The 20,621-nt window shown below is 73.4% G+C and carries 24 protein-coding genes; 14 read left to right on the plus strand and 10 right to left on the minus strand.

The features are described from left to right. Window positions 1-7: 7 nt before the first annotated feature. The gene (locus ANAE109_RS07930; protein ID WP_011985869.1) at window positions 8-235 is read right to left on the minus strand and encodes a hypothetical protein; all 228 of its coding nucleotides are present in this window, start codon (window positions 233-235) and stop codon (window positions 8-10) included. A gap of 76 nt (window positions 236-311) precedes the next feature. Then, window positions 312-977: a hypothetical protein gene (locus tag ANAE109_RS07935; RefSeq protein ID WP_011985870.1), complete on the minus strand. Its 666-nt coding sequence runs from the start codon at window positions 975-977 to the stop codon at window positions 312-314. Window positions 978-1,556: 579 nt separating this feature from the next. On the opposite strand from ANAE109_RS07935, the gene ANAE109_RS07940 reads away from it, so the two are divergent. The 3 genes from ANAE109_RS07940 to ANAE109_RS07950 all read left to right on the plus strand — a co-directional run bounded on the left by ANAE109_RS07940 (window position 1,557) and on the right by ANAE109_RS07950 (window position 3,601). Continuing rightward, a complete protein-coding gene (locus ANAE109_RS07940; protein WP_041448200.1) occupies window positions 1,557-1,904 on the plus strand; it encodes a rhodanese-like domain-containing protein in 348 nt (115 codons plus the stop codon). Between the two features lie 100 nt (window positions 1,905-2,004). Beyond that, entirely contained in the window at window positions 2,005-2,484 is a 480-nt protein-coding gene (locus tag ANAE109_RS07945) for a GNAT family N-acetyltransferase (protein WP_041448972.1), read from the plus strand. A 70-nt stretch (window positions 2,485-2,554) separates the two neighbouring features. Beyond that, a complete protein-coding gene (locus tag ANAE109_RS07950; RefSeq protein ID WP_011985873.1) occupies window positions 2,555-3,601 on the plus strand; it encodes a sigma-54-dependent Fis family transcriptional regulator in 1,047 nt (348 codons plus the stop codon). An 84-nt stretch (window positions 3,602-3,685) separates the two neighbouring features. Here ANAE109_RS07950 and ANAE109_RS07955 read toward each other — a convergent pair whose 3' ends face one another. Continuing rightward, entirely contained in the window at window positions 3,686-4,597 is a 912-nt protein-coding gene (locus tag ANAE109_RS07955) for an aldo/keto reductase (RefSeq protein WP_234945326.1), read from the minus strand. A 281-nt stretch (window positions 4,598-4,878) separates the two neighbouring features. Here ANAE109_RS07955 and ANAE109_RS07960 point away from each other — a divergent pair, with 281 nt between their 5' ends. The 4 genes from ANAE109_RS07960 (at window position 4,879) to ANAE109_RS07975 (ending at window position 8,138) form a co-directional block, all read left to right on the plus strand. After that, window positions 4,879-5,565 (plus strand): RNA polymerase sigma factor, encoded by a 687-nt coding sequence (locus tag ANAE109_RS07960; RefSeq protein ID WP_011985875.1) that lies wholly within the window; start codon window positions 4,879-4,881, stop codon window positions 5,563-5,565. Continuing rightward, window positions 5,562-6,227 (plus strand): NrsF family protein, encoded by a 666-nt coding sequence (locus tag ANAE109_RS07965; protein ID WP_143827926.1) that lies wholly within the window; start codon window positions 5,562-5,564, stop codon window positions 6,225-6,227. Before ANAE109_RS07960 ends, ANAE109_RS07965 begins: the two co-directional genes overlap by 4 nt. 167 nt (window positions 6,228-6,394) lie before the next feature. Then, window positions 6,395-6,730 carry a hypothetical protein gene (locus tag ANAE109_RS07970; RefSeq protein ID WP_143827927.1) on the plus strand — a complete coding sequence of 112 codons (336 nt, stop codon included), beginning with the start codon at window positions 6,395-6,397 and terminating at the stop codon, window positions 6,728-6,730. 121 nt (window positions 6,731-6,851) lie between these two features. Further along, entirely contained in the window at window positions 6,852-8,138 is a 1,287-nt protein-coding gene (locus tag ANAE109_RS07975) for an Hsp70 family protein (RefSeq protein WP_011985878.1), read from the plus strand. A gap of 178 nt (window positions 8,139-8,316) precedes the next feature. Here the strand turns inward: ANAE109_RS07975 and ANAE109_RS07980 are convergent, their stop codons facing one another. Continuing rightward, a complete protein-coding gene (locus ANAE109_RS07980) occupies window positions 8,317-8,601 on the minus strand; it encodes a hypothetical protein (protein ID WP_011985879.1) in 285 nt (94 codons plus the stop codon). Window positions 8,602-8,872: 271 nt separating this feature from the next. On the opposite strand from ANAE109_RS07980, the gene ANAE109_RS07985 reads away from it, so the two are divergent. After that, on the plus strand, window positions 8,873-10,336 hold the full coding sequence (locus ANAE109_RS07985) for an OmpA family protein (RefSeq protein WP_049768542.1): 1,464 nt from the start codon (window positions 8,873-8,875) through the stop codon (window positions 10,334-10,336). Window positions 10,337-10,350: 14 nt separating this feature from the next. Then, a complete protein-coding gene (locus ANAE109_RS07990) occupies window positions 10,351-11,262 on the plus strand; it encodes a thrombospondin type 3 repeat-containing protein (protein WP_234945327.1) in 912 nt (303 codons plus the stop codon). A gap of 63 nt (window positions 11,263-11,325) precedes the next feature. Here ANAE109_RS07990 and ANAE109_RS07995 read toward each other — a convergent pair whose 3' ends face one another. Genes ANAE109_RS07995 through modA form a run of 3 tightly spaced genes read right to left on the minus strand, consistent with a single transcriptional unit; the run spans window position 11,326 to window position 13,847 of the window. Then, window positions 11,326-12,417, minus strand: a complete 1,092-nt coding sequence (locus ANAE109_RS07995; RefSeq protein ID WP_011985882.1) for an ABC transporter ATP-binding protein — start codon at window positions 12,415-12,417, stop codon at window positions 11,326-11,328. After that, window positions 12,402-13,076, minus strand: a complete 675-nt coding sequence (gene modB, locus ANAE109_RS08000; RefSeq protein WP_011985883.1) for a molybdate ABC transporter permease subunit — start codon at window positions 13,074-13,076, stop codon at window positions 12,402-12,404. The genes ANAE109_RS07995 and modB overlap by 16 nt, the downstream gene beginning before the upstream one ends. 3 nt (window positions 13,077-13,079) lie before the next feature. Beyond that, the gene (modA, locus tag ANAE109_RS08005) at window positions 13,080-13,847 is read right to left on the minus strand and encodes a molybdate ABC transporter substrate-binding protein (RefSeq protein ID WP_143827929.1); all 768 of its coding nucleotides are present in this window, start codon (window positions 13,845-13,847) and stop codon (window positions 13,080-13,082) included. A gap of 120 nt (window positions 13,848-13,967) precedes the next feature. On the opposite strand from modA, the gene ANAE109_RS08010 reads away from it, so the two are divergent. Then, window positions 13,968-14,849, plus strand: a complete 882-nt coding sequence (locus tag ANAE109_RS08010; RefSeq protein WP_011985885.1) for a helix-turn-helix transcriptional regulator — start codon at window positions 13,968-13,970, stop codon at window positions 14,847-14,849. A gap of 86 nt (window positions 14,850-14,935) precedes the next feature. Here ANAE109_RS08010 and ANAE109_RS08015 read toward each other — a convergent pair whose 3' ends face one another. Both ANAE109_RS08015 and ANAE109_RS08020 read right to left on the minus strand, forming a co-directional pair. After that, window positions 14,936-15,223 (minus strand): hypothetical protein, encoded by a 288-nt coding sequence (locus tag ANAE109_RS08015; protein WP_011985886.1) that lies wholly within the window; start codon window positions 15,221-15,223, stop codon window positions 14,936-14,938. A gap of 101 nt (window positions 15,224-15,324) precedes the next feature. Continuing rightward, window positions 15,325-16,467 (minus strand): YkgJ family cysteine cluster protein, encoded by a 1,143-nt coding sequence (locus ANAE109_RS08020; RefSeq protein ID WP_011985887.1) that lies wholly within the window; start codon window positions 16,465-16,467, stop codon window positions 15,325-15,327. Window positions 16,468-16,628: 161 nt separating this feature from the next. Between ANAE109_RS08020 and ANAE109_RS08025 the strand changes: the two genes are divergently transcribed. The 4 genes from ANAE109_RS08025 to yedF all read left to right on the plus strand — a co-directional run bounded on the left by ANAE109_RS08025 (window position 16,629) and on the right by yedF (window position 20,153). After that, complete coding sequence (locus ANAE109_RS08025; RefSeq protein WP_011985888.1) at window positions 16,629-16,856, plus strand: hypothetical protein; 228 nt, start codon at window positions 16,629-16,631, stop codon at window positions 16,854-16,856. Window positions 16,857-16,926: 70 nt separating this feature from the next. After that, a complete protein-coding gene (locus ANAE109_RS08030) occupies window positions 16,927-17,685 on the plus strand; it encodes a rhomboid family intramembrane serine protease (protein WP_011985889.1) in 759 nt (252 codons plus the stop codon). Between the two features lie 609 nt (window positions 17,686-18,294). Beyond that, window positions 18,295-19,401: an alpha/beta fold hydrolase gene (locus tag ANAE109_RS08035; RefSeq protein WP_011985890.1), complete on the plus strand. Its 1,107-nt coding sequence runs from the start codon at window positions 18,295-18,297 to the stop codon at window positions 19,399-19,401. A 398-nt stretch (window positions 19,402-19,799) separates the two neighbouring features. Further along, on the plus strand, window positions 19,800-20,153 hold the full coding sequence (gene yedF, locus ANAE109_RS08040) for a sulfurtransferase-like selenium metabolism protein YedF (RefSeq protein WP_011985891.1): 354 nt from the start codon (window positions 19,800-19,802) through the stop codon (window positions 20,151-20,153). Between the two features lie 27 nt (window positions 20,154-20,180). On the opposite strand, the gene trxC is transcribed toward yedF, so the two are convergent. Then, window positions 20,181-20,618 (minus strand): thioredoxin TrxC, encoded by a 438-nt coding sequence (gene trxC / locus ANAE109_RS08045; protein WP_011985892.1) that lies wholly within the window; start codon window positions 20,616-20,618, stop codon window positions 20,181-20,183. Window positions 20,619-20,621: the final 3 nt, after the last annotated feature.

Genomic DNA, 20,621 nt, shown 5'->3' on the forward strand with positions numbered 1-20,621 from the left:
CTCCGGATCACATGCTGGCAGCGAGGACCTTGCCGCCCTTGTCGACGCACGCCTTCTCGCTCTTCTCCTCGGTGAAGCCCTTCCCCTTGCAGGAGTTGACGCCGGCGCACTTCACGACCTTCGCGCTCTCCTTCTCCCGCTGGGCGGCCTTCTCGCTTGCGAGCGCGGTGCCGGACGCGAACAGGGAGAACACGGTGGACGCGATGACCGCGCCCTTCATGGCTTCACGGATCATGGTGCTTCCTTTCGTGGCGCTGCTGGTTGGTGCTGCGGTGAGCAGGGCCGCTCGCGCGGCTCCGGGGTGAGATCACTCACTTCCTGGCGCTCTCGGCGCCGTCGGCCGTGGCGAACAGCGAGAGCTCGATCGTCCCCTCCTCGGCGACGACCTGCGCGAGGGATTGGACTCGGGCGAGCCAGCCCTCCGTGTGCTTCGGGCCGATCTGGTAGGCGTCGCGGTCGAAGCCCGCGATCGTGGCGCGGATGCGGACGGTCTTCTTGTCGCCGTATGCGCCGGCGGGAAAGAGGAAGGCGGTGCCGTTCACCTTCTCCTTGCGGCCGTCGATGGGCGCCCTCCCGCAGACGGTGAACGGGATCTCGCCCGTGAAGGACACCGGCCGCTCGGGGGCGAGCGCCCCGATCTTCACGCGGTCGAACGAGGCCACGAACCGGCATTCCCCCGGATCGGTCTTCTTGTTCGTGACCCACTGCTGAAAGTGCTCGGTCTTGGTGTCCTCGTTGTCCACCTTGATGCTCGTGAGGGGGACCGAGCAGCGACCGGAGGCGAGGCCGGTCTTCTCCTCGTAGCGCAGGTCGCAGGCGACCGCGGCGCTCTGGGCGGTGATCCGCTCCCCGAGCTTGGCGTCGAAGACCGCGGTGAACGTGTTGTTCCCCGTGTCGGGATCCACGCGGAGGTCCTCCGCGAGGGCGGCGGACGCGAGGGCGAGCGAAAAGGCCGTTAGAGACGGCGTACGCACCATGAACTCTCCTCCTGCCGGCGACGGCACCGGCGTTCTGGAGGACGGTCCAGCGCGCTTGGCCGTGATTACACGCCTCGCCGGTCTCGATGGGGCCGCTCCGTCGCGGCTCGGGAGCGGGTGAAGACGTGCCACGCGGCGGCGAGAGCTCTGGGAGCGCTCTGCTACCTGCGCTGCCCGCGTGCGGCGGGCGACACGGTGAGCACCGGCGTACTTCGGGCCCGCCGCTCCCACCCCGGCGCACGGTGACGCACGAGGGTCGGTCCGGACCTATGGGATTGTGAATTGCCGACCCAGCCCGGGTCGCCACCGTCCCTGGAGCCTCTCGCACAAGAGCTCCCGGCGCTCGCCGGTGCGGCGGCGTTGTGGATTGTTTGTGGAGCAACGAACTGCTCGTCGAAGCGGACGTCCCCGCCGCGCCCGCGCGGCGCGAGCGAGGGCCGCCCTCACTGGGTGGTCCGCTCGACCCGGCTGGGCGCCAGCTGGCTGGACGCCAACCGCTCCCGGAGCGTCCCGGCGCAGGACCCCGAACCCTCGAACCCACCCCGCGGCTCTGACCACGGCGACCCCGGAGGATCCGCCGTGACGTTCGACCCGACCACCCTCATCATCGCGGCCGTCGCCGCGGTCCTGCTGCTCAAGTTCTTGCTCGCGCGGCGCGCCCCCGCAGCCGTCGTCGCGGAGAAGATCAAGGCGGGCGCGACCGTCGTGGACGTGCGCTCGGAGGCGGAGTTTCGAGGCGGGGCGTACCGCGGCGCGCTCAACCTGCCGCTCCAGGTTCTCTCCGGCAAGCTTCACCGGATCCCGAAGGACCGCCCGGTGGTCGTCTACTGCGCCTCGGGCAGCCGGAGCGCGATGGCGGTCCGGCTGCTCAAGAAGGCCGGCTATGCGGACGTGTGGAACGCAGGCGGCCTTCATCACCTACCGTGAGTAGGCCTGCCGCCCGCAGCGGCTCGGATGCGCTCCACGGAGAGGAGGCCGCGGCGGGCGCACGGTGGCGCCGCCCCGCGGCGAGGGCTACCATCGCGTCGTGATCGAGCTGGCCGACGCGAGCGCTCCTCCGCTCCTCGACGTGGCCCGCGACCTCTTCCGCGAGTACCAGCTCGCGATAGGCGTGGACCTCTGCTTCCAGGGGTTCGAGCGCGAGCTGGCGTCGCTCCCAGGCGCCTACGCTCCACCCGCTGGCCGGCTCCTGGTGGCGCTGGTGGACGGCGCGCCTGCGGGCTGCGGCGCGCTCCGGCCCCTCGCCGGGGGCGTTGGCGAGCTGAAGCGCATGTGGGTCCGTCCCGCCTTCCGGGGCCGGGGGTTGGGGCGGCTCGTCGCCGAAGCGCTGCTCCAGGCGGCCGGCGGCCAGGGCTACCGCGCGGTGCGGCTCGACACCCTCGAGCCGATGAAGGAGGCGCGGGCGCTCTACGCGTCGATGGGCTTCCGCGAGATCCCGCCCTACTACGAGAACCCACTGCCCGGCGTCATCTACATGGAACGGACGTGCAGCGGCGCCGCTCGATGACCGCCTGGCGATCGGACCTCGTCCCGTAACCGGACCTGGCCTGCTGCGTAATTCGCGTAGCGAGGTCCGAATGCACGCCGTCATGGACGAGGATGCCCCCGAGGTCGAGCTCCCCGAGGCGCTCGGCGCCGGGATCGAGGGCCGGAGCCCGGCGCTCAGGCGAGCGCTCCAGGGCGTGGCGCAGGTCGCGGCCACGGACGCGACGGTGCTCCTGCTGGGGGAGACCGGGACCGGGAAGGAGCTCTTCGCGCGCGCGATCCACGACCGGAGCGGCCGCAGCGGCCGCCCGCTCGTCAAGGTGAACTGCGCGGCGATGCCGGCCGCGCTCATCGAGAGCGAGCTCTTCGGGCACGAGCGCGGGGCGTTCACCGGGGCGACCCGGCGGCGCGACGGCCGGTTCGCGATGGCGGACGGAGGGACGATCTTCCTCGACGAGATCGGCGAGCTGCCGCTCGAGCTCCAGGGGAAGCTCCTGCGCGTGCTGCAGGAGGGCGAGTTCGAGCTCGTCGGAGGATCGCAGACGCGGAGGGTCGACGTCCGCGTGATCGCCGCGACGAACCGAGACCTGCAGGAGGCCGTCCGTCGGGGGCAATTCCGGGAGGATCTGTACTATCGGCTCAGCGTGTTCCCGCTCCATCTCCCGCCGCTCCGCGAGCGAGGGGACGACGTGGTGCTGCTCGCCACCGCGATGGCGGAGAGGCTCGCACGCGGCCTCGGCAAGAAGGTCGTGCCGCCCGGCCCGGCCGACGTCGCGGCGCTCCTCAGCCATCCGTGGCCGGGGAACGTCCGCGAGCTGCGGAACGTGATCGAGCGCGCGATCATCACCTCGTCGGACGGCCTGCTGCGCCTCGACCGCTGGCTGTCCACCGCCGCGTTCGCGCAGGGAGACCCGTCCGCCTCGCGAGCCGCCCCGGGACGAAGCGACGGCGAGATCCTCACGGAGCGCCGCCTGCGTCAGCTCGAGCGGGAGAACATGATCGCGGCGCTGACGCGGTCCGGCTGGCGCGTGGGAGGAGAGGGCGGTGCGGCCGCGCTCCTCGACGTGAGCCCGTCGACGTTCAAGTCACGCATGAAGGCCCTCCACATCCAGCGCCCCGCGATGGTCGAGGCCGCCTGAGCGGCCTCGCCCGGCGCGCCGAGCCGAGCCCGAGCCTCCCGTCGTCACGACGTCGCGGCGCGCTCTTCGCGCAGTGAGCGGGAACTATCCCGCGAGGCCGTCGAGGGTCCTCAGCTCCTCGGCCGTCAGGGTGAGCTCCCTGGCCGCGACGTTCTCCTCGAGGTGCGCGAGCGATGACGTCCCGGGAATCGGCAGCATCACGGGTGAACGGTGAAGGAGCCAGGCGATCGCCAGCTGATAGACGCTGACCTTGCGTGCCTTCGCCACGGACTCGAGCGCTCCGCCCTTCAGGGAACCGCCTCCACCGACCGGCGACCAGGGCATGAATCCGAGCCCCTGCTGCTCGCAGTGCTGAAGCGCGCGTTCCCACCTTCGGTTCATCACGTTGTACTGGTTCTGCACGGTCGCGATCGGCACGACCTTCCTCGCGCGCTCGATCTCGGCCGGTCCGACCTCGGAGAGTCCCACGTGACGGATCTTTCCGGCGTCGCGCGCCTCCTTGAGCGCGCCCAGCGAATCCTCGAGCGGCACCTTCGGATCGATCCGGTGCAGCTGGTAGAGGTCGATCCGCTCGAGCCGCAGCCGCTTCAGGCTGCTGTCGACGCATCGCTTGAGGTGATCCGGGCGCCCGTTCACCGTCCACTGGTCGGGACCAGGGCGGGTCAGTCCGCCCTTCGTCGCGATCACGAGGCCTTCGGGGTAGGGGTGCAGCGCCTCTGCGATGAGGAGCTCGCTCGTCTCCGGGCCGTAGGCGTCAGCGGTATCGATGAGGTTCACGCCGAGCGCGACCGCGCGCTTCAGAACTCGCCGCGCTTCATCGCGATCGGGCGGCCAACCCCAGATGCCTTCCCCCGTGATCCGCATCGCGCCGAAGCCAAGGCGGCTCACGGGGAGATCCCCGCCGAGCCTGAAGGTCGCCTCCCGCTCCCGGGTGGCAGCGCCTGCCGCTCGCGCGGACGATGGCGCTCCGGACGCTCCCGTCCCTGCGGCCAGCACCGCCGCTCCACCCGCGACGGTGAGCTCGATGAACCGGCGTCGCGTGAGGTGGGGCCGCTCGGGCCGTTCGTGCGAGCCGGAAGCTCCGTCGTACATGCCGATCTCCTCGAGAGGGCAGCAACGCCCCTGGTCCCGTCTGCTTGCCCCGCCCGCTGTCTCTACTCCTTCCGACGGACCCGAGCTGCGTCCTGACGAGGGCCACGGGCCCACGGTCCCTCGCCCGGTTCGCCGGGCCTGTATCCGGAGGGGCCCGACTGCGTATTGCATGCAGCGAGGTCTCCATGCAGGCAGTGATGGACCAGGTGCTGTCCATGACCGACGGCAGAAGCGACGTCGACGCAGGTGCGTCGCGCGCCGACCGCGCAATGGAACGGTACGCCTGCGGCGACGACGCGGCGTTCGAAGAGATCTACGACGAGCTGGCGCCGCGACTGTACCGGTTCGCCCTCCGCTGGACCCGCAGCCGAACCTCGGCGGAGGACGCGGTGCAGCAGACGCTCCTCCAGCTCCATGCCGCCCGCGATCGCTTCGTGCCCGGCGCCGGCGTCTTGCCCTGGGCCTACGCCATCGCCCGCCGGCTGCTCATCGATCTCGGACGCCGCGGCTCGCGCGAGGAGCTGCGGGCGCATGGCGTCCGCGATCCCGAGGAGCCGGACACGATCCCGTCCCCGGAGGAGGTGCTCCACCGGAAGCGCCTCGAGGCCGGAGCGCAGCGCGACTTCGCGGCGCTCCCGGCGGGCTGGCGAGCGGCCTTCGAGCTCGTGAAGTTCGAGGGGCTGTCCGTGGCCGAGACCGCCGAGACGCTCGGCATCACCCGCGCCATGGTGAAGATCCGCACGCACCGGGCCACGGCGGCGCTCCGCGAGGCGGTGGCCCGGCGGCTCGGCGACTCGCGGGAGCGGGCGATTCGCCCCACGGCGCCCCGTGCGCAGTCGCCCGAGCTGCGCGAGGGAGGAATGCGCACATGATGCCCCCCGACTCCCTGAAGGCTCGCGTCCTGGAGGCGGTCCGGCAGCGCCCGGTGCCGCGCCGGACGGATCGACTCCCGTTCACGGTCGCGCTCGCCGCCCTCGCGGCCGTCGCGATGTCCGCAGTGTTGCAGTGGGCCCCGCGCCTCTTCGGCGACGTCGGAGGCGTGGCTCACGCCGCCGGCCGGCCGGAGGCGAGCGGAGCCTGGATCCTCGCCGGGACCGTGGCGGTGGCCCTCGTCTCCACCGGACTCGTGGTCCGGTTCCGCCGCTCGATGCTCTCTCCGCCGCGCGGTCTGCTCCTGGGGGTCGCGATCGGCGTGCCGCTGCTCGTCGGCGCATGGCTGATGCTCTGGGGCACCACCTACGACGATCCCTTCACCCGCGTCGGCTGGCGCTGCTTCGCGCTCACCTCGCTGTCGGCTCCCTGGCCCTTCGCGGCCCTCGCCTACGCCAGCGGCCGGACGGAGCCGCGGCACCCCGCGACGGTCGGGGCGGCGCTCGGGGCAGTCGCCGGCGCCTGGGCGGCGGTGATGGTCGAGCTCTGGTGCCCGCTGGCAGTGTCCTCCCACGTCCTCGTCGGACACGTCCTGCCCCTCGTCGCCCTCACGCTGGCCGGCTCGGCCGTCGGCGTGCGGATGTTCCGGCTCCGGCCGCTGTAGCCGGCAGCGGGCGTGGCGCCAGCGAGGTCGGTCGGAACGCCGGGTTTCGGGTTCGGCCGACGCCTCCCCGTACCGGCGGTCGCCGCCATCGCGGCGCGACGCAAGCGGCCCGCCGAGCGGGCGTGTCCTTTCGGCCGGCCGCGCGTCCTGCGGTATCCTCGCGCCACATGAGCTCGAGCTTGCCGCCGGTGTGGCGGGATTACCGTACGCGGCGCCGGCTGCTGGCGGCCGCGATCGTGGCCGCCGTGCCGGTCCTGGCCTGGTCGACGAAGGCCCTGCCGGAGCTCACCGGCAGCACCGCGCCCGGTCACTTCCTCCTCGCCGCCTGGATCACCGCCATCGTCGGCGCGGCGGTCAGGTTCGCGTCGTTCCGCTGCCCGTTCTGCGGCGACCACTTCCACTGGACGCTCTGGATCGCGAACCCGTTCTCGGACGAGTGCCTCCACTGCGGATTCCGCAGGTGGCGCGACCCGCACGCGGCGCGGGAGTACGCGCGGCGCTAGACCCGCTCCCCGGCCGCCGAGGCACGCGACGGCGTGAACGGCGCCGGCGCGTTGGGCCGCCCAGACTCCGATCCCACCTCACCGTCCTGCGGCCGGCCCTACGGGCCGCATGGAGAGAAGCATGGCCGATCTCCCGACCCACTACGCGATCGACTTCGGCACCAGCAACTCGCTCCTGGCGGCCGCGAACCCGGAGCGAGTGTTCGATCCGGTGCCGCTCGATCCGGAGGCGTCGGACCCGACGATCTTGCGCAGCATCCTCTGCTTCCCCGACGCGGGCGGCGTGTTCGTGGGCGGCGAGGCTCTTCGCCAGTACGTCGAGCACGGGGCGGAAGGCCGCCTGCTGCGCTCCATCAAGCACCACCTCGGCTCGCGCTCCTTCCGCGGGACGATCATCCGGGGACGGCTGGTCTCCGCGGAGGAGCTGGTCGGCGCGTTGCTGCGCCAGATGCGGCTCCGGGCGGACGCGCACTTCGGGACCGAGGTGCGGCGGGCCCTGCTGGGGCGCCCGGTCCACTTCGACGGCGAGGACGACGCCTTCGCCGAGGGCCGCCTCCGCAAGGCGGCGGAGGTCGCCGAGTTCGAGGAGATCCACTTCCTCCCCGAGCCGGTGGCCGCGGCGCGCGCGTTCGGCGCCGCCGCGCAGCGGGAGGAGCTGGCGCTCATCGGCGACTTCGGCGGCGGCACGTCCGACTTCACGGTGCTCCGCATCGGGCCGCGGGCGCTCGAGCGAGGTGACGTGCTCGCCGTGGGCGGCGTCGCGATCGCCGGGGACGCGCTCGACGCGTCGCTGATGAGGGCCCAGGTCGGCCGCCACTTCGGCGCGGAGGTCCAGTACCGGGCGCCGTTCGGGAACAACGTGCTGCGGATGCCTCAGGGCATCGTGCAGCACCTCTGCTCGCCCGCGCACCTGTCGATCCTCCAGCGGCGCGACATCGCCAGCTTCCTCGCCGACGTGCGCCGCTGGTCGCTCTCCGAGGAGGACCGCGGCAGGATGGATCAGCTCACGGTCCTCGTGGAGGACACGCAGGGCTTCCAGCTGTTCGAGGCGATCGAGCGCGCCAAGCGGACGCTCTCCGCGAGACACGCCTCCGAGATCGTGTTCACGTACCCAGGTATCGAGGTGCGCGAGCCGGTCACGCGGTCCGGCTTCGAGGAGGCGAGCCGCCGGGAGGTGGACGCGATCCTGCGCTGCCTGGACGAAACCGTGCGCGCGGCCGGAGTGGAGCCCGGGGACATCGGCGTCGTCTGCTGTACCGGGGGCACCGCGAAGGTCCCGCGGATCGCCGCCGAGATCCGGCGCCGCCTGCGCGCGGCACGCATGGAGCAGTTCAAGGGTTTCCACTCTGTGGTGGAGGGGCTCGCGCGGGAGGCGCGGGAGGTGGCGCGAGCAGCGCAGGCTCGTTGAAGACGGTCACCTGACGCAGAGTGGGAGGCGCCTCGCGACGGAGCGTACAGGGTGTCCCGGACGGCGCCTCGCCGCTACTCCGTGGTCTCGCCGTCGAAGTGCTCCTCCGAGGCTTCCGCGTCGGCCTTCGTCGCGTCGGTCCCGCGGGCGTGGTCCGGCGGGCCGTAGACCGTGTGGGTCAGGGAGACGTCTCGGGAGCGCACGGCGAATGGCCTGCGCCGAGAGATGGCGCCGCCAGGCGACGCGGAGCGGCCGAGACGGCCGGGGCCGCGCGGTCCTGGTTCGGAGCGAGCGCCTCCGCCGCCGCCTCCCTGAGCCCGCGCGCCGCCACGCCGAGCACCATGCCAGGGATCATGATGATGCCCATGAGGGGGACCGCTATCGCGAGCCCGACGAGGATGCCCATCGCCGCGAACGCCTGACCTAGAGAGAACGAATCCTTCACGACCGTGTTCTGTTGCACCGCTTCCTCCCTGTGGTGGGAAGGGAGCGTGCGCTGGAACGTCCGCGGAGCGTGACGCGCAAGAACGGATGTTCCATCACGGCGGCTTATGGCCCGGTTCCGGGAGCGGGGCCGAGGCTCGCCCCACTGCGATCACCGGTGGGTCGCTTCGGGCCCGGGCGCGGGTGAGCGGACGTGTTCACCGGTGTACGTCTCCGCACACGCCCCCCTTGAGGTGCGCCCGGATCGGTGCGTAAGCATGCCGGCTCGTCCCCTCACCGATGGGAGGCTCATGCGCTCGACCGTCCGGTCGGTACTGCTCTCCGTGCTGCTCGTCCCGGTCGTCGCCGGTGCGGCGGACGTGGCCGGCTTCGACGGCCAGCGCTTCGCGCCCGCGGCGGGCACCGCCGGTGGGTTCACCGTCGAGCGCCCCTTCGTCGCGCCGCACCTCGGCTACGGGTTCGGCCTCTTCCTGAACTACGCCGACGACGCGGTGGTGACGAGGGACGCGACGGGCGAGATCGCGGGACGCCCCCTCGACTCCGCCGCGAGCTTCGACCTCCTCGCTTCGCTCGCGCTCTTCGACTTCCTGGAGCTCGGCGTCGACCTCCCGCTCCACGCACTGTACGAGGGCGATCCGCTCCTCATGAACGGGAGGCTCGTGACCGCGGACTCCGGCATCGGCGACCTCCGCCTCGTGCCGAAGCTCGCGCTCGGGACCGTGGGTGGGCGCGCGCGGTACGCGATCGGGCTCGCCGTCCCGATCACGCTCCCGACCGGGAACGAGCGGGAGCTCCGCGGCGACGGCGTCGTCACGGCGGAGCCGAAGCTGCTCCTCGGGATGCGGGGAGGACGCCTCGGCGTGACGCTCAACGGCGGCGTCCGGCTGCGCCCGGGTCGCCAGCCGCTCGGGCAGGAGGTGACGTTCGGGGGCGCGGCCCAGCTCGCCGTGTTCCCGCGAAGGGACCTCCTCGATCTCACGGTCGAGGCGACCGGCGGCGCGTTCCTGGACCCGGACCTCGCCTCGGTCGAGCAGGTGCCGCTCGAGGTGATCGCCGGCGTGGTCGCGAAGCCCAGCCCGTCCTGGGAGGTCTACCTCGGCGGCGGGCCAGGGCTGACCGACGGCCTCGGCGCCGCGAACTACCGCGTGGTGGCGGGGATCCGGTTCACGCCCCGTCCGACCAGCAGCAGCTACGCGGACGGCGACGGCGACGGCAACCCCGACTTCTCCGACCGGTGCCCTCGCCAGGCGGAGGACGCGGACGGCTTCCAGGACGGTGACGGCTGCCCGGAGGACGACAACGATCGAGACGGCATCGCCGACGACGACGACGAGTGCCCGGACGAGGCCGAGGATCCGGGCGGAGGGGCCCGCGACGGTTGCCCGGACGGCGTCGTCACCTACCGCGAGAACCGGATCACCGTTCGCGGGAAGGTCCAGTTCGAGACGGGATCGGCGCGGCTGAAGCCCGAGAGCCAGCGGCTGCTCGATCAGGTCGCGTCGATCCTCCGGGCCCACCCCGAGATCCGGCGCGTACGGGTGGAGGGTCACACCGACGATGTCGGGCCGGCGCTGACCAACAAGGAGCTGTCGGAGCGCCGCGCCGACTCCGTGAGGGACGCGCTGGTGAGGCGAGGCATCGCCCCGAGCCGGCTGTCCATCCGCGGCTACGGGGAGTCCCGGCCGATCGCGCCCAACAAGACGAAGGCCGGTCGAGCGAAGAATCGCCGGGTGGAATTCGTGATCACCGGATGAGGAAGGGAGCCGTGATGCTCGACCGCCGCTTAGCCGTCGTGGCCGCGCTGGCGCTGGCGCCCTGGCCGCGCGCCTCCGCGCAGCAGTTCCCGGCCGACGAGGCCTACCGGGCATGGCCCTGCGACACGGGCGTCATGACCGACCCGTTCCAGGACGAGTCCGGCGCCATCTTCGAGCGCGATCTCGTCGGCGACGTCGCCGCTCCGACCGGCCTCCGCGCGGCCGACTCCGACTTCCTGTACGTGCGCCTGCGCGTGGATCAGGACCCCGCGCCGGGAGGGAACCCCCGCCCGTTCGCGTGGGGGCTGCTCGTCGACAGCGACGCGGACCCGACCACGTACGAGGCGATGCTGGTCGCGGACGGCGGCACCGGAACGGTGTCCGTCTACCGCAACACCACCGGGATCCCGGGCGACGCGCGCGATCCGCCGGACTCGTCGCCGGCCAGCGTCGCCTCCTGGTCCCTGCGGGTCCGGTCGGTCACCGCGCCCGGCTCCGCCTACGGTGGCTCCGCGGACTACTTCGTCGACGCCGCGTTCTCCTGGCCGGAGCTCCAGGCGGTCGGCATCGGTCCGACCACGCCGGTCCGCGTCTGGGCGGCGACGGCGAGCAACGACGCGGCGAGCGGCATGACGGGAGATTTCGCCTGCAGGAACGGCGGCGCCCCCACGCTCGGGGAGGCCTGGCCGGGAACCGCGCTCGACCCCACGCAGGACAGCGACGGAGACGGCTTCAGCGACGCCACCGAGGTGCAGGGCGGCACGGATCCGAACGACGCGGGCAGCCATCCCCCGGGACCCGGGGACGTTCCGAGCCTGGCCGGCGGCGGCGGCTGTCAGCACGGGTCGGCGGGAGTCCCGGCGCTCGCGACCGCCGCCGCGATGGCGGTGCTCGCGGCCTGGCGCCGGGTGCGCCGACGCATGTGAGCTGGGTCGCCGGGGACGACCGCCACCGTCGGCGGTGGCGGCGCGCCTCCCGGGGGCGCCGGGTCACGCCCTCCTCGGCACGACCCGTACGCTGGGCGCCTTCACCACGGCACAGACGCGCCTGCCGGACGAGAGCCCGAGCCCGTCGGCGCTGGCGCGCGTGACGAGCGCCACGAGGCGGACGCCGCACTCCACGGTGACGCGCACGAGCGGCCCCTCGTCGCGGCGGGATGCGATGGTCCCGGAGAGCCGGTTGCGCGCCGACGAGCGGTGGGCGTCCGGCGGCTCGAGGACGACGTCCTCCGCGCGCACGCAGGCGTAGGCCTCGTCCTCGACGCCGCCCGGATCCACCGCCACGAGCTCCGCCTCTCCGGCGCGGACGACGACGAGGCCGTCCTCGCGCCGGGCGAGCCGCGAGGGGAAGACGTTCTCCGTGCCGACCACGCGCGCCACCTCGGCGTCCACCGGCCCGGAGAAGACCTCGTGCACCGGGCCGACCTGCCGGACGCCGCCCTCCGCGAGCACGACGAGCCGATCGCCGAGGGCGAGGGCCTCGGTGCGATCGTGCGTGACGACGATGGTGGGCACGCCCGAGCGCTCGAGGAGGTGGCGCAGCTCGCCCCGGAGCTCCTCTCGCGAGGGCGCGTCGAGCGCGGACAGGGGCTCGTCCAGGAGCAGGAGCCGCGGGCGCGGCGCGAGGGCGCGCGCGAGCGCGACCCGCTGCCGCTGGCCGCCGGAGAGCTGGGCGGGCCGGCGCTGGAGGAGGTCGGCGAGGCCGAACCTCTCCGCGAGCTCCTCCACGCGCGCCTGCTGCTCCTGGCGCCGGCGCCGGTGGAGGCCGAACGCGACGTTGGCCGCGACGGAGAGGTGGGGGAAGAGCGCGTACTCCTGGAACAGGAACCCGATGCGCCGCTGCTGTGGCGGCACGAAGACGCCCCGCGCCGCGTCGAACCACGTCTCCTCGTCGAACCCGATCGCGCCGGCGTCGGGCCGGTCGAGCCCGGCGAGCGCGCGCAGGACGGTGGTCTTGCCGGAGCCCGACGGCCCGAAGAGGACGGTGACCGGATCGCGGCCGAGGGGCCAGGACGCACGCGCCGAGACCACCGGCCCGCGCGGGAACCGCCGCTCGATCTCGAAGCTCAGCGCTCGTTCCATCGGAAGAAGGGGCGCCGCTGCAGGGCGTAGACGAGGGCCAGGACGGCGAACGAGATGGCGAGGAGGAGCCCCGCGGTGCGGTGCGCGGCGGCGTACTCCAGCGCCTCCACGTGATCGAAGATGGCGACGGAGAGGGTGCGGGTCCGGCCCGGGATGTTCCCGCCGACCATCAGCACCACCCCGAACTCGCCCAGCGTGTGCGCGAAGGTCAGCACCGCGCCGGCGAGGACGCCGGGCCACGCGAGCGGCAGGGTCACCCGCAGGAAGGTGCCGAGCGGCGACACGCCCAGCGTGTGGGAGGCCTCCACGAGCCGGCGATCCACGCTCCCCAGCGCGGCCGAGAACGGCTGGACCGCGAACGGCAGGCTGTAGAGCACCGAGGCCACGAGCAGCCCCGTGAACGAGAAGGGAAACGGGTGACCCGCCACCGCCTCGAAGACGCGGCCGGCCGGGGTGCGCGGGCCGAGCCCGGTGAGCAGGTAGAAGCCGAGCACCGTGGGCGGCAGGACCAGCGGGAGCGCCACCACCGCCTCCACGAGGAACCGGGCGCGGAAGCGGGTCGTGGTGAGCCACCACGCCAGCGGCAGCCCCAGGACCAGCAGGGCGATCGTGGTGAGCGTGGCGAGCTGCGCCGAGAGGGCCAGGGCGGCGGTGTCCATGCGCTAGGGGAGGCCGTAGCCGTACCTCGCCAGGACGGCGCGCCCCTTCGCGCCGGTGACGAAGGCGAGGAAGCGCCGGGCGAGCGCGGGATCCCTCGAGCCCGAGAGCACGATCGCGGACTGCTCGATCCTGGGGTAGAGCGCCTCGGGGACGAGGAAGACCCTCCCGCCGGAGAGCGCCTCGCCGAACGTGAGGGAGTAGGGGAGGAACGCGACGTCGGCTGCCCCGGTGGTCGCGAACTGGGCGGCCTGCGCGACGCTGGTGCCGAGGACGAGCTTCGGCTTCACCGCGCCGTGGACGCCCGCCGACCGGAGCGCCCGCTCGGTGGCGCGACCGAAGGGAGCGACCGCGGGGTTGGCGACGGCGATCCGCTCGATCTCGGGCCTGGCCAGCGCGGCCAGGCCCTGCTCCTCGAGGCCCGGGGCCGACCCCGGCGGCGACCAGACCACGAGCTTGCCGAACGCGTAGACCTTCTCGTCGGCCGCGGCCGCGAGCCCCGCCGCGACGAGCTTCGCCGGGTACTCGCGGTCGGCGGAGAGGAAGACGTCGAACGGCGCGCCCTGCTGGAGCTGCGCGAAGAACGTTCCGGAGGCTCCCAGCGCCAGCCTCACCTCCACGCCCGGCTGCTCCGCCTCGAACCCCCGCTTCAGCTCGTCCGCGGCGCTCTTGAGGTTCGCGGCGGCGGCCACGGAGAGGGTTCGCTTCCCGTCCTGCGCCCCCGCCGCGCCGGCGGCGAAGAGCGCGAGGGCGAGGGGCAGGCCGAGCGTCACGAGAGCTCCGCGATAGGTGCGTTCAGGTAACAACTTGCCTCCAGATACCGCGAGAACGTAGCATCCGGCAACTGCGGCCCCTCCAGGTCCCCGAGGTGGCCGCCTCGTCTCGAGGCGCGCATGCCCGATCCGCTGCTCACGACCGTCGAGGTCGCCGAGCTCCTCCGCGTCCACCCGAAGCACGTCTACCGGCTCCTCAAGAAGGGCCTGCCGGCGCGTCGCGTCGGATCGGAGTGGCGCTTCTCGCGCGCCGACGTCCTCGCCTGGGCGGGGGGCGAGGCGGCCGGGACGCGGGAGGAGCCCTCCGGAGCCCCGGTCCCCCTCGCGAGCGCCTCGGCGGACGCGGCGCCGTCGCTGATCGCGGCGAACGGCGACGTGGCCGTGCTGACGTTGCTGAAGCTCGCGTCCGCGAGGGGACCTCCGCTCCTCGGCTTCGTGCAGGCGGACATGCGGGCCGCGGCGGAGCTCCTGCGCCGCCGGGCGGTGCTGGCGGCCGGCGCCCACGCCGGCGGGTTCCCGAGCCACGTCGGCGAAGAGCGCGTCGCGCGCGTGCACCTCGTCACCCGCGAGATCGGGCTCGTCCATCCCGCCGGGAGGCCGATGCGCCTCGCGCAGCTCGCCAGGAAGCGGCTGGCCTCGAGGCCCGCCACGGCCGGCGTCCGCGACCACCTCGACGTGGCGCTCCGGGGCGCGGGGCTCGATCCGGCGCGGGTCCACGCGAACGCCCTGGTGGTGGACTCCCACCTCGAGGTCGTCCTGGCCGTGGTGGCGGGCCGCGCCGACGCCGGGCTCTGCTCGCGCGCCTGGGGCGAGCGCGCCGGCCTCGCGTTCCAGCCGCTCGCCACGGAGGCGTACGGGCTGATCGTGAAGGCGCGCGATCTCGGCGACGCCCGCGTGGTCCGGCTGTGCGAGGTCGCCCAGGGCGAGGCGTTCCGCGCGGAGGTGGGCGGCATCGCCGGGTACGACGCCGCCGGCGCGGGCGACATCCGCTACGACGCGTGAGCCGGTCCTCTCGTCCTGCCAGCGGGCGCGGCCGCGGGCTGGCCCCATCGGCGTCAGCACTCGAGTGCGTGCGCGACGGCGTCGGGTCAGAGCTCCTTCGCTTCCACGCGGGCGGCGACGCGCGCCCGGGCATTGTGCATGAACGCCTTCCCGGCGCCGCTCCAGATCCGCTCCAGCGCCCGCAGGAAGCGCTCGGCGTCGCCGGCGGTGTCGAACTCGAGGTCGATCATGACGTAGTTCGGGTCGTCCTGCGGGCGCAGGATCTGGTAACGCCGGACACCGGAGCCCTTTCGGTCGGCGGGGTCCCCGTCGAACGCCTGCTTCCACTTCTCGAAGCTCGGAACGGAGTGCTCGATCCTCACCACGAACGGCATGTGCGTCCTCCTCTCGAGACCTCGCCCACGTCCACCTGCGAAACGAGCGGAACGACGAAGGCGCGACCGCGTCGCGCCCGGCCGGAATACGCGAAGAGGTTCTACGGCGCCGGCCCGCCCCCGCCCGGCCTGGCCGCAGCCCGCCGCGGAGGGGGCACGAGCACGCGCTGCCGGTACAGCTCGAGGAGGACGTCGTCGGAGAGGTCGGCGTGCTCCTCCGCCCGGAGCCGCGCGCGCACCGTCGAGATGGGCTCGTCGCCGGTGAACCGCGCGAGCAGGCGGTACGCCGCCCCGGGGAGCGCCACCGCCTCGAGCTCGCTGTACGAGCCGAGCGCGACGCTGCCGTCGGGGAGCCACGCGATCGTGGCCCCGGGATCGAGCCTCAGCACCGGCGGGAGGCTGGGGGAGCGCGCCGTGTCGAGCGCGCGACGGACCGCGCGGCGGGCGAGCCGCCCGTCCAGCCCGAGGAGCCCGTCGAGATCGTGCGCGGAGAGCGACCGCACGTAGGCGTCGCAGGCGGCATAAAGCTCGACCTCGCGGCCCGCCCAGGCGCCCCACGCGGCGAGGTACTCCTCCTCGGGGGGCGCCGCACCGTCGATGTCCTCCGGGCCGACCGGCGTCGCCGAGGCCGGCCGCAGCCCCGGCTCGCGGTCGAGCAGGTCGGGCGCGAGCTCGAGGAGCGCCGCGCGCGCGAGCTGGATCTCCACGAGCGACAGCAGCTCCTTCACGGCCGTCCAGAACCGCCGCCCGTCGGCGCCCGCGACGTACTTGCAGAAGTAGGTGGAGCAGACCGCGTCGCGGTGCGCCCAGATCGTGCATCCCCCCGCGTCCGCCTCGTAGAACGGGCAGCGCAGCCCCCGGGCGCGGCCGAAGGCGCCGCGCGCGCTGTCGTAGAGCAGCGTGAACGTGCGGGGAGGGTGGAGCCACTCGGGCGAGACGCCCACGCGCGAGGCGATCCGCGCCGCGACGCGGCGCCTCCCCTCCGCGAGCGCCGGATCGTCGCTCGTCAGGATCGCGCCGAGGAGATAGTTGGGGAGCCTCGGGTGGAACGTGCAGCACTTCGTGTCCGGGCTGAAGAAGCGGCTGCGCCCGTCCACCGGCGCGACGGCCGACCCCTGGCACCCGCGCTCGAGCATGGCGCACGCGGAGCACGTCGCCTTCGACTCGGGCGGGATCTCCTCGGCGAAGGGCTCTCCGAGGAGCTCGCGGTACAGCGGCGGGAGGGCGTCGCGGAGCTCGGCCATGGTCTCCTCCGGCGCGGGTGATGGCCACGGCCGCGCCTCGGGGCAACCCGAAAGCGAGCCGAGGCAGGCTGCGGCCGGCCGTCAGGTCCGCCGCGCCGACGGGAGGCGTATGTTCCTGGGCCTCGGCGTCCCGCCACGCCGCCCGCGGGACGCGGTGACGCATGGACGTGAAGGTCGAGTGTCACGCAGGGTACCGAGGCGAGGAGACGCCGCGGCGGCTCGAGCTCGGCGACCGGCGCGTCGAGGTCGTGGAGGTGCTCGACCGCTGGTACGGGCCGGACCATCGCTACTTCAAGCTGCGCGGCGATGACGGCGCGGTGTACCTCCTGCGCCACGACGAGCAGGCGGATCGCTGGGAGCTGAGGCTGTACCAGCGGGACGACGCCTGAGGGGAGGCCTCCTTCGTTTCCGCGACGCCGCGCCCGGATCGCGGTAAGTGAGGCCGACCGAGTCACCACCATGTTCCCCTACCGCGACGAGAACCAGACGCAGCGCCGGTCCTACGTCACCCTCGCCTTCATCGCCCTGAACGTCCTCGCGTGGGTGCTCGTGCAGGGCGCGGGCTCGGACCTCCCGCTCATGCAGTCCGTGTGCGACCTCGGGCTCATCCCCGGCGAGCTCACCGGCGCCCTTCCGCCCGGGACGGCCTTCCCGATGGGGGAGGGGATCGCGTGCCTGACGGACCCGGGGACGCAGGCCTCGCACCTCCTCACCTCCATGTTCCTGCACGGCTCCTGGATGCACCTGCTCGGGAACATGTGGTTCCTCTGGATCTTCGGGGACAACGTCGAGGACTCGATGACGCGGCCGCGCTTCCTGGCGTTCTACGTCCTCTGCGGGCTGGCGGCGGCGTTCGCGCAGGTGGTCACGAGCCCGGCCTCGGGCGTCCCGATGGTGGGCGCCTCGGGCGCGATCAGCGGCGTGATGGGCGCCTACCTCGTGCTGTACCCGCGCGTCCGGGTGTTCGCCCTCGTGCCGATCGGCTTCTTCCTCACGTCCATCGCGTTGCCCGCGTGGATGATGCTCGTGTACTGGGCCGGGCTCCAGCTCCTGAGCGGCGTCGCGTCGATGGGGCAGAGCGGCGGCGGCGTCGCCTTCTGGGCGCACGTCGGGGGCTTCGCCGCGGGCGTGGTCCTCGTGAAGCTCTTCGCGCGCGGCGATCACGTCCGCGAGCACCGCACCCACCATTGGCGCCCGAGGCGCGTGCGCGGGTGGTGATCGGTGCGTCAGCTCGGCTGCTGGGCCCCGCCCGCGAGCGCCCGGACGTTCTCCGGCGCGAAGAACGCCGCCCACCCGGCCCGTAGGGCTTGCGGAAGAAGTTCGGGACGCACGCGCCGGCGAACCGCGACTCGCGCCTGGCGCGCCGACGCGGTCCGCGAGCTCGGGCGCGAGCTCGAGCTCCGCAGGTACGGGCGCGCTCGACCGCGGCGGCGCCGGTTCGCGAGCGGCCGCGGATCGCGGCGACCCGACCGTCCTGGACGAGGAGCTCGTCCACCGTGAAGCCTTCCCGCAGCTCCGCGCCCGCCTCTGCCGCGGCGTCCACGAGCAGCTTGTCGAGCACGGTGCGCGGCGGGCAGTAGGCGACCGGCGAGTCCTCGGTGCCGGGCGTGCCGGCGATCGTCCATCGCCGCGCTCCTTCCCGGTTCGCGGCACCCATCGTCGCGGGCCGGGAGAGGTGCAACGCGACCGCGCTCGTCCGGTTGGGGTCGGCCGTTGGGCCGGGGAGGCGGCCGGGTCGGACGCGGGGCGGCGCGCCGCCGTGCGACGGGCGCCGCCCAGCGTTACCCGGTCCTGGGCGGAGCTTCGCGCTCCGCGGAGGGTTCGCACATGGCGCCTTCGCCGTTTCGCAGGCTCACCGCGCGATGCGCCGTTCCGCTCGGGATCTTCCTCCTCGTGCTCGTGGCGGGCTGCCGGACCGCGCGCGGACCGGGAGGCGACGCGGCGCTCGACGGCGCGGGGGAGCAGGGCGCAGACGCCGCGGCGCCCGCCGCGGCGGCCGCGACTCCGGCCGGCGCGATCGACCCCGAGGCGGGCGCCTTTCAGTACCCGTACCCGGTCTCCTACTTCCCGCTCATCTCGCAGCGGCAGCAGCTGCGCATGGCGTACATCGACGCCATGCCCGCGGCGCCGAACGGCCGGACGGTGATGCTCCTGCACGGAAAGAACTTTCACGCCGGCACCTGGGCGACCACGATCGCGTCGCTCAACCGCGCCGGGTTCCGGGTGATCGCCCCCGACCAGATCGGCTTCGGGAAGTCGAGCAAGCCCGAGCGGTACCAGTTCAGCTTCACGCAGCTCGCCGCGAACACGCGGGCGCTGCTCGTGTCGCTGGGGATCTCGCGCTCCGCGGTCGTGGGGCACTCCATGGGCGGGATGCTCGCAGCGCGCTACGCGCTCGACTACCCGGAGGCGACCGAGCGGCTCGTGCTCGTGAACCCCATCGGCCTCGAGGACTACGCCGCGCTCATCCCTCCCCGCACCGTGGACGACTGGTACGCCCAGGAGCTGAAGCAGAACCCGGAGCAGGTCCGCGAGTACCAGCGGAAGGCCTACTACGACGGTGCGTGGAAGCCCGAGTACGAGGAGCACACCAGGCTCCTCGCCGGCTGGACGCTTCACCCGGAGTGGCCGCGCATGGCGTGGATCTCCGCCCTCACGTACGACATGGTGTTCACCCAGCCGATCGTGCCGCACCTCGGCCGCGTGCGCGTGCCCACGCTGCTCGTCATCGGGCTGCGGGATCGCAGCGCGCCGGGACGGCCGCTCGCCGCTCCCGAGGTGCAGAAGACCATGGGCGACTACACGCGGCTCGGGAAGGACACGCAGCGGCGCATCCCGGGCGCGGCGCTCGTCGAGCTCCCGGGGGTCGGTCACGTCCCGCAGGTCGAGGCGTTCCCCGCGTTCGAGAAGGCGCTGCTGGAGTTCCTCCGCTGAGCGCAGCCGTGCCGCCGTGCGTGGCGGTGCGACACACGGCCACGCCCCGCGACGCCGACGCAGGCCTTCCCCTGCAGCGCCCCTCGCTCCTAGACTGCGCCCTGTCCGGCCGCGGGCACGTGAAGCCCGGTCGCGAGAGGAGGTGAAGCGCGTGTTCCGCATCGAGCGCCGCGTCCCGCTGGACCGCTGACGCCGTGAGGCCCGGGGCGAGTTCGCCCCGACGTCCGACGCGCCATGCGGTGCGATGGGTCCCGGCCCGGCGGAGGAGCGCGCTTCGCCTCGTGCACGCCGGCCCGCCTGATCCGTCTCCGCGTGACGCCCAATCGACCTCCGCGCGAGAAGCGCGCGGCGGTCCTCCGTCGCCATTCCCTCGCGCGGCTGCGCGCCGCGGAGACGTCATGGACCATACGAAGCAGGGCGGGACCGTGGTGATCGTGAGCTCGGAGCAGATGGGCGGGGGCGACGACGGGCTGGGCGCGAAGCTCCTCGGGAGCTTCCTCCGCACGCTCGTCACGGTCGAGCCCAAGCCGGACGCGATCGTGTTCTACAACGCGGCGGTGAGGCTCCTCGGGCCCGGCTCGACGAGCCTGGAGGCCCTGAGGCAGCTCGACGACGCCGGCGTGGACCTCCTCGCCTGCGTCACCTGCCTCGAGTTCTTCGAGCTCACCGAGAAGCTCCAGGTCGGGCACGTGAGCAACATGCGAGAGATCGTACGGCGCTCGCTCGACGCGGCGAAGGTGGTCACCGTCTGAACGCCCGGGGGCGGCGGCACGAGCCGCTCAGGGGAGCCGCCCGCGCACCCAGTCGACGATGTCCTGCGTCCCCATCGCCCCGGCCTGGCGGGCGATCTCGCGACCCCCTTGGAAGAGCGCGAGCGTGGGGATGCTCTGGATGCCGTGCCGCGCGGCGAGACCCTGCTCGACGTCGGTGTTCACCTTCACGAGGCGCACGCGCGGCTCGAGCAGGCCGGCGGCCTGGACGAAGTGCGGCGCCATCACCTTGCACGGGCCGCACCACGGCGCCCAGAAGTCCACCAGCACCGGGATGTCGTTCCGGCCGACGTGCCGCTCGAACGCCGCCTGCGCGAGCTCCACCGGCTGCGCGGTGAAGAGGGGGCGGTGGCACTGGCCGCAGCTCGGCGCCTCCACCAGGCGCGCGCCCGGCACGCGGTTGGTGGCCTCGCAGTGGGGACAGACGACGTGGAGCGCGTCCGGCATGGC

Origin of the sequence: Anaeromyxobacter sp. Fw109-5, from assembly GCF_000017505.1 — a bacterium.
GTDB lineage: Bacteria > Myxococcota > Myxococcia > Myxococcales > Anaeromyxobacteraceae > Anaeromyxobacter.

Excerpts from the sequence above, each read along its gene's own strand:
- ANAE109_RS07930 (WP_011985869.1), bottom strand. The coding sequence starts at position 235 with ATGATCCGTGAAGCCATGAAGGGCGCGGTCATCGCGTCCACCGTGTTC.
- ANAE109_RS07935 (WP_011985870.1), bottom strand. The coding sequence starts at position 977 with ATGGTGCGTACGCCGTCTCTAACGGCCTTTTCGCTCGCCCTCGCGTCC.
- ANAE109_RS07950 (WP_011985873.1), top strand. The coding sequence starts at position 2,555 with ATGCACGCCGTCATGGACGAGGATGCCCCCGAGGTCGAGCTCCCCGAG.
- ANAE109_RS07960 (WP_011985875.1), top strand. The coding sequence starts at position 4,879 with ATGCAGGCAGTGATGGACCAGGTGCTGTCCATGACCGACGGCAGAAGC.
- ANAE109_RS07965 (WP_143827926.1), top strand. The coding sequence starts at position 5,562 with ATGATGCCCCCCGACTCCCTGAAGGCTCGCGTCCTGGAGGCGGTCCGG.
- ANAE109_RS07970 (WP_143827927.1), top strand. The coding sequence starts at position 6,395 with ATGAGCTCGAGCTTGCCGCCGGTGTGGCGGGATTACCGTACGCGGCGC.
- ANAE109_RS07975 (WP_011985878.1), top strand. The coding sequence starts at position 6,852 with ATGGCCGATCTCCCGACCCACTACGCGATCGACTTCGGCACCAGCAAC.
- ANAE109_RS07985 (WP_049768542.1), top strand. The coding sequence starts at position 8,873 with ATGCGCTCGACCGTCCGGTCGGTACTGCTCTCCGTGCTGCTCGTCCCG.
- ANAE109_RS07990 (WP_234945327.1), top strand. The coding sequence starts at position 10,351 with ATGCTCGACCGCCGCTTAGCCGTCGTGGCCGCGCTGGCGCTGGCGCCC.
- ANAE109_RS07995 (WP_011985882.1), bottom strand. The coding sequence starts at position 12,417 with ATGGAACGAGCGCTGAGCTTCGAGATCGAGCGGCGGTTCCCGCGCGGG.
- modB (WP_011985883.1), bottom strand. The coding sequence starts at position 13,076 with ATGGACACCGCCGCCCTGGCCCTCTCGGCGCAGCTCGCCACGCTCACC.
- ANAE109_RS08010 (WP_011985885.1), top strand. The coding sequence starts at position 13,968 with ATGCCCGATCCGCTGCTCACGACCGTCGAGGTCGCCGAGCTCCTCCGC.
- ANAE109_RS08015 (WP_011985886.1), bottom strand. The coding sequence starts at position 15,223 with ATGCCGTTCGTGGTGAGGATCGAGCACTCCGTTCCGAGCTTCGAGAAG.
- ANAE109_RS08020 (WP_011985887.1), bottom strand. The coding sequence starts at position 16,467 with ATGGCCGAGCTCCGCGACGCCCTCCCGCCGCTGTACCGCGAGCTCCTC.
- ANAE109_RS08025 (WP_011985888.1), top strand. The coding sequence starts at position 16,629 with ATGGACGTGAAGGTCGAGTGTCACGCAGGGTACCGAGGCGAGGAGACG.
- ANAE109_RS08030 (WP_011985889.1), top strand. The coding sequence starts at position 16,927 with ATGTTCCCCTACCGCGACGAGAACCAGACGCAGCGCCGGTCCTACGTC.
- ANAE109_RS08035 (WP_011985890.1), top strand. The coding sequence starts at position 18,295 with ATGGCGCCTTCGCCGTTTCGCAGGCTCACCGCGCGATGCGCCGTTCCG.
- yedF (WP_011985891.1), top strand. The coding sequence starts at position 19,800 with ATGGACCATACGAAGCAGGGCGGGACCGTGGTGATCGTGAGCTCGGAG.
- trxC (WP_011985892.1), bottom strand. The coding sequence starts at position 20,618 with ATGCCGGACGCGCTCCACGTCGTCTGTCCCCACTGCGAGGCCACCAAC.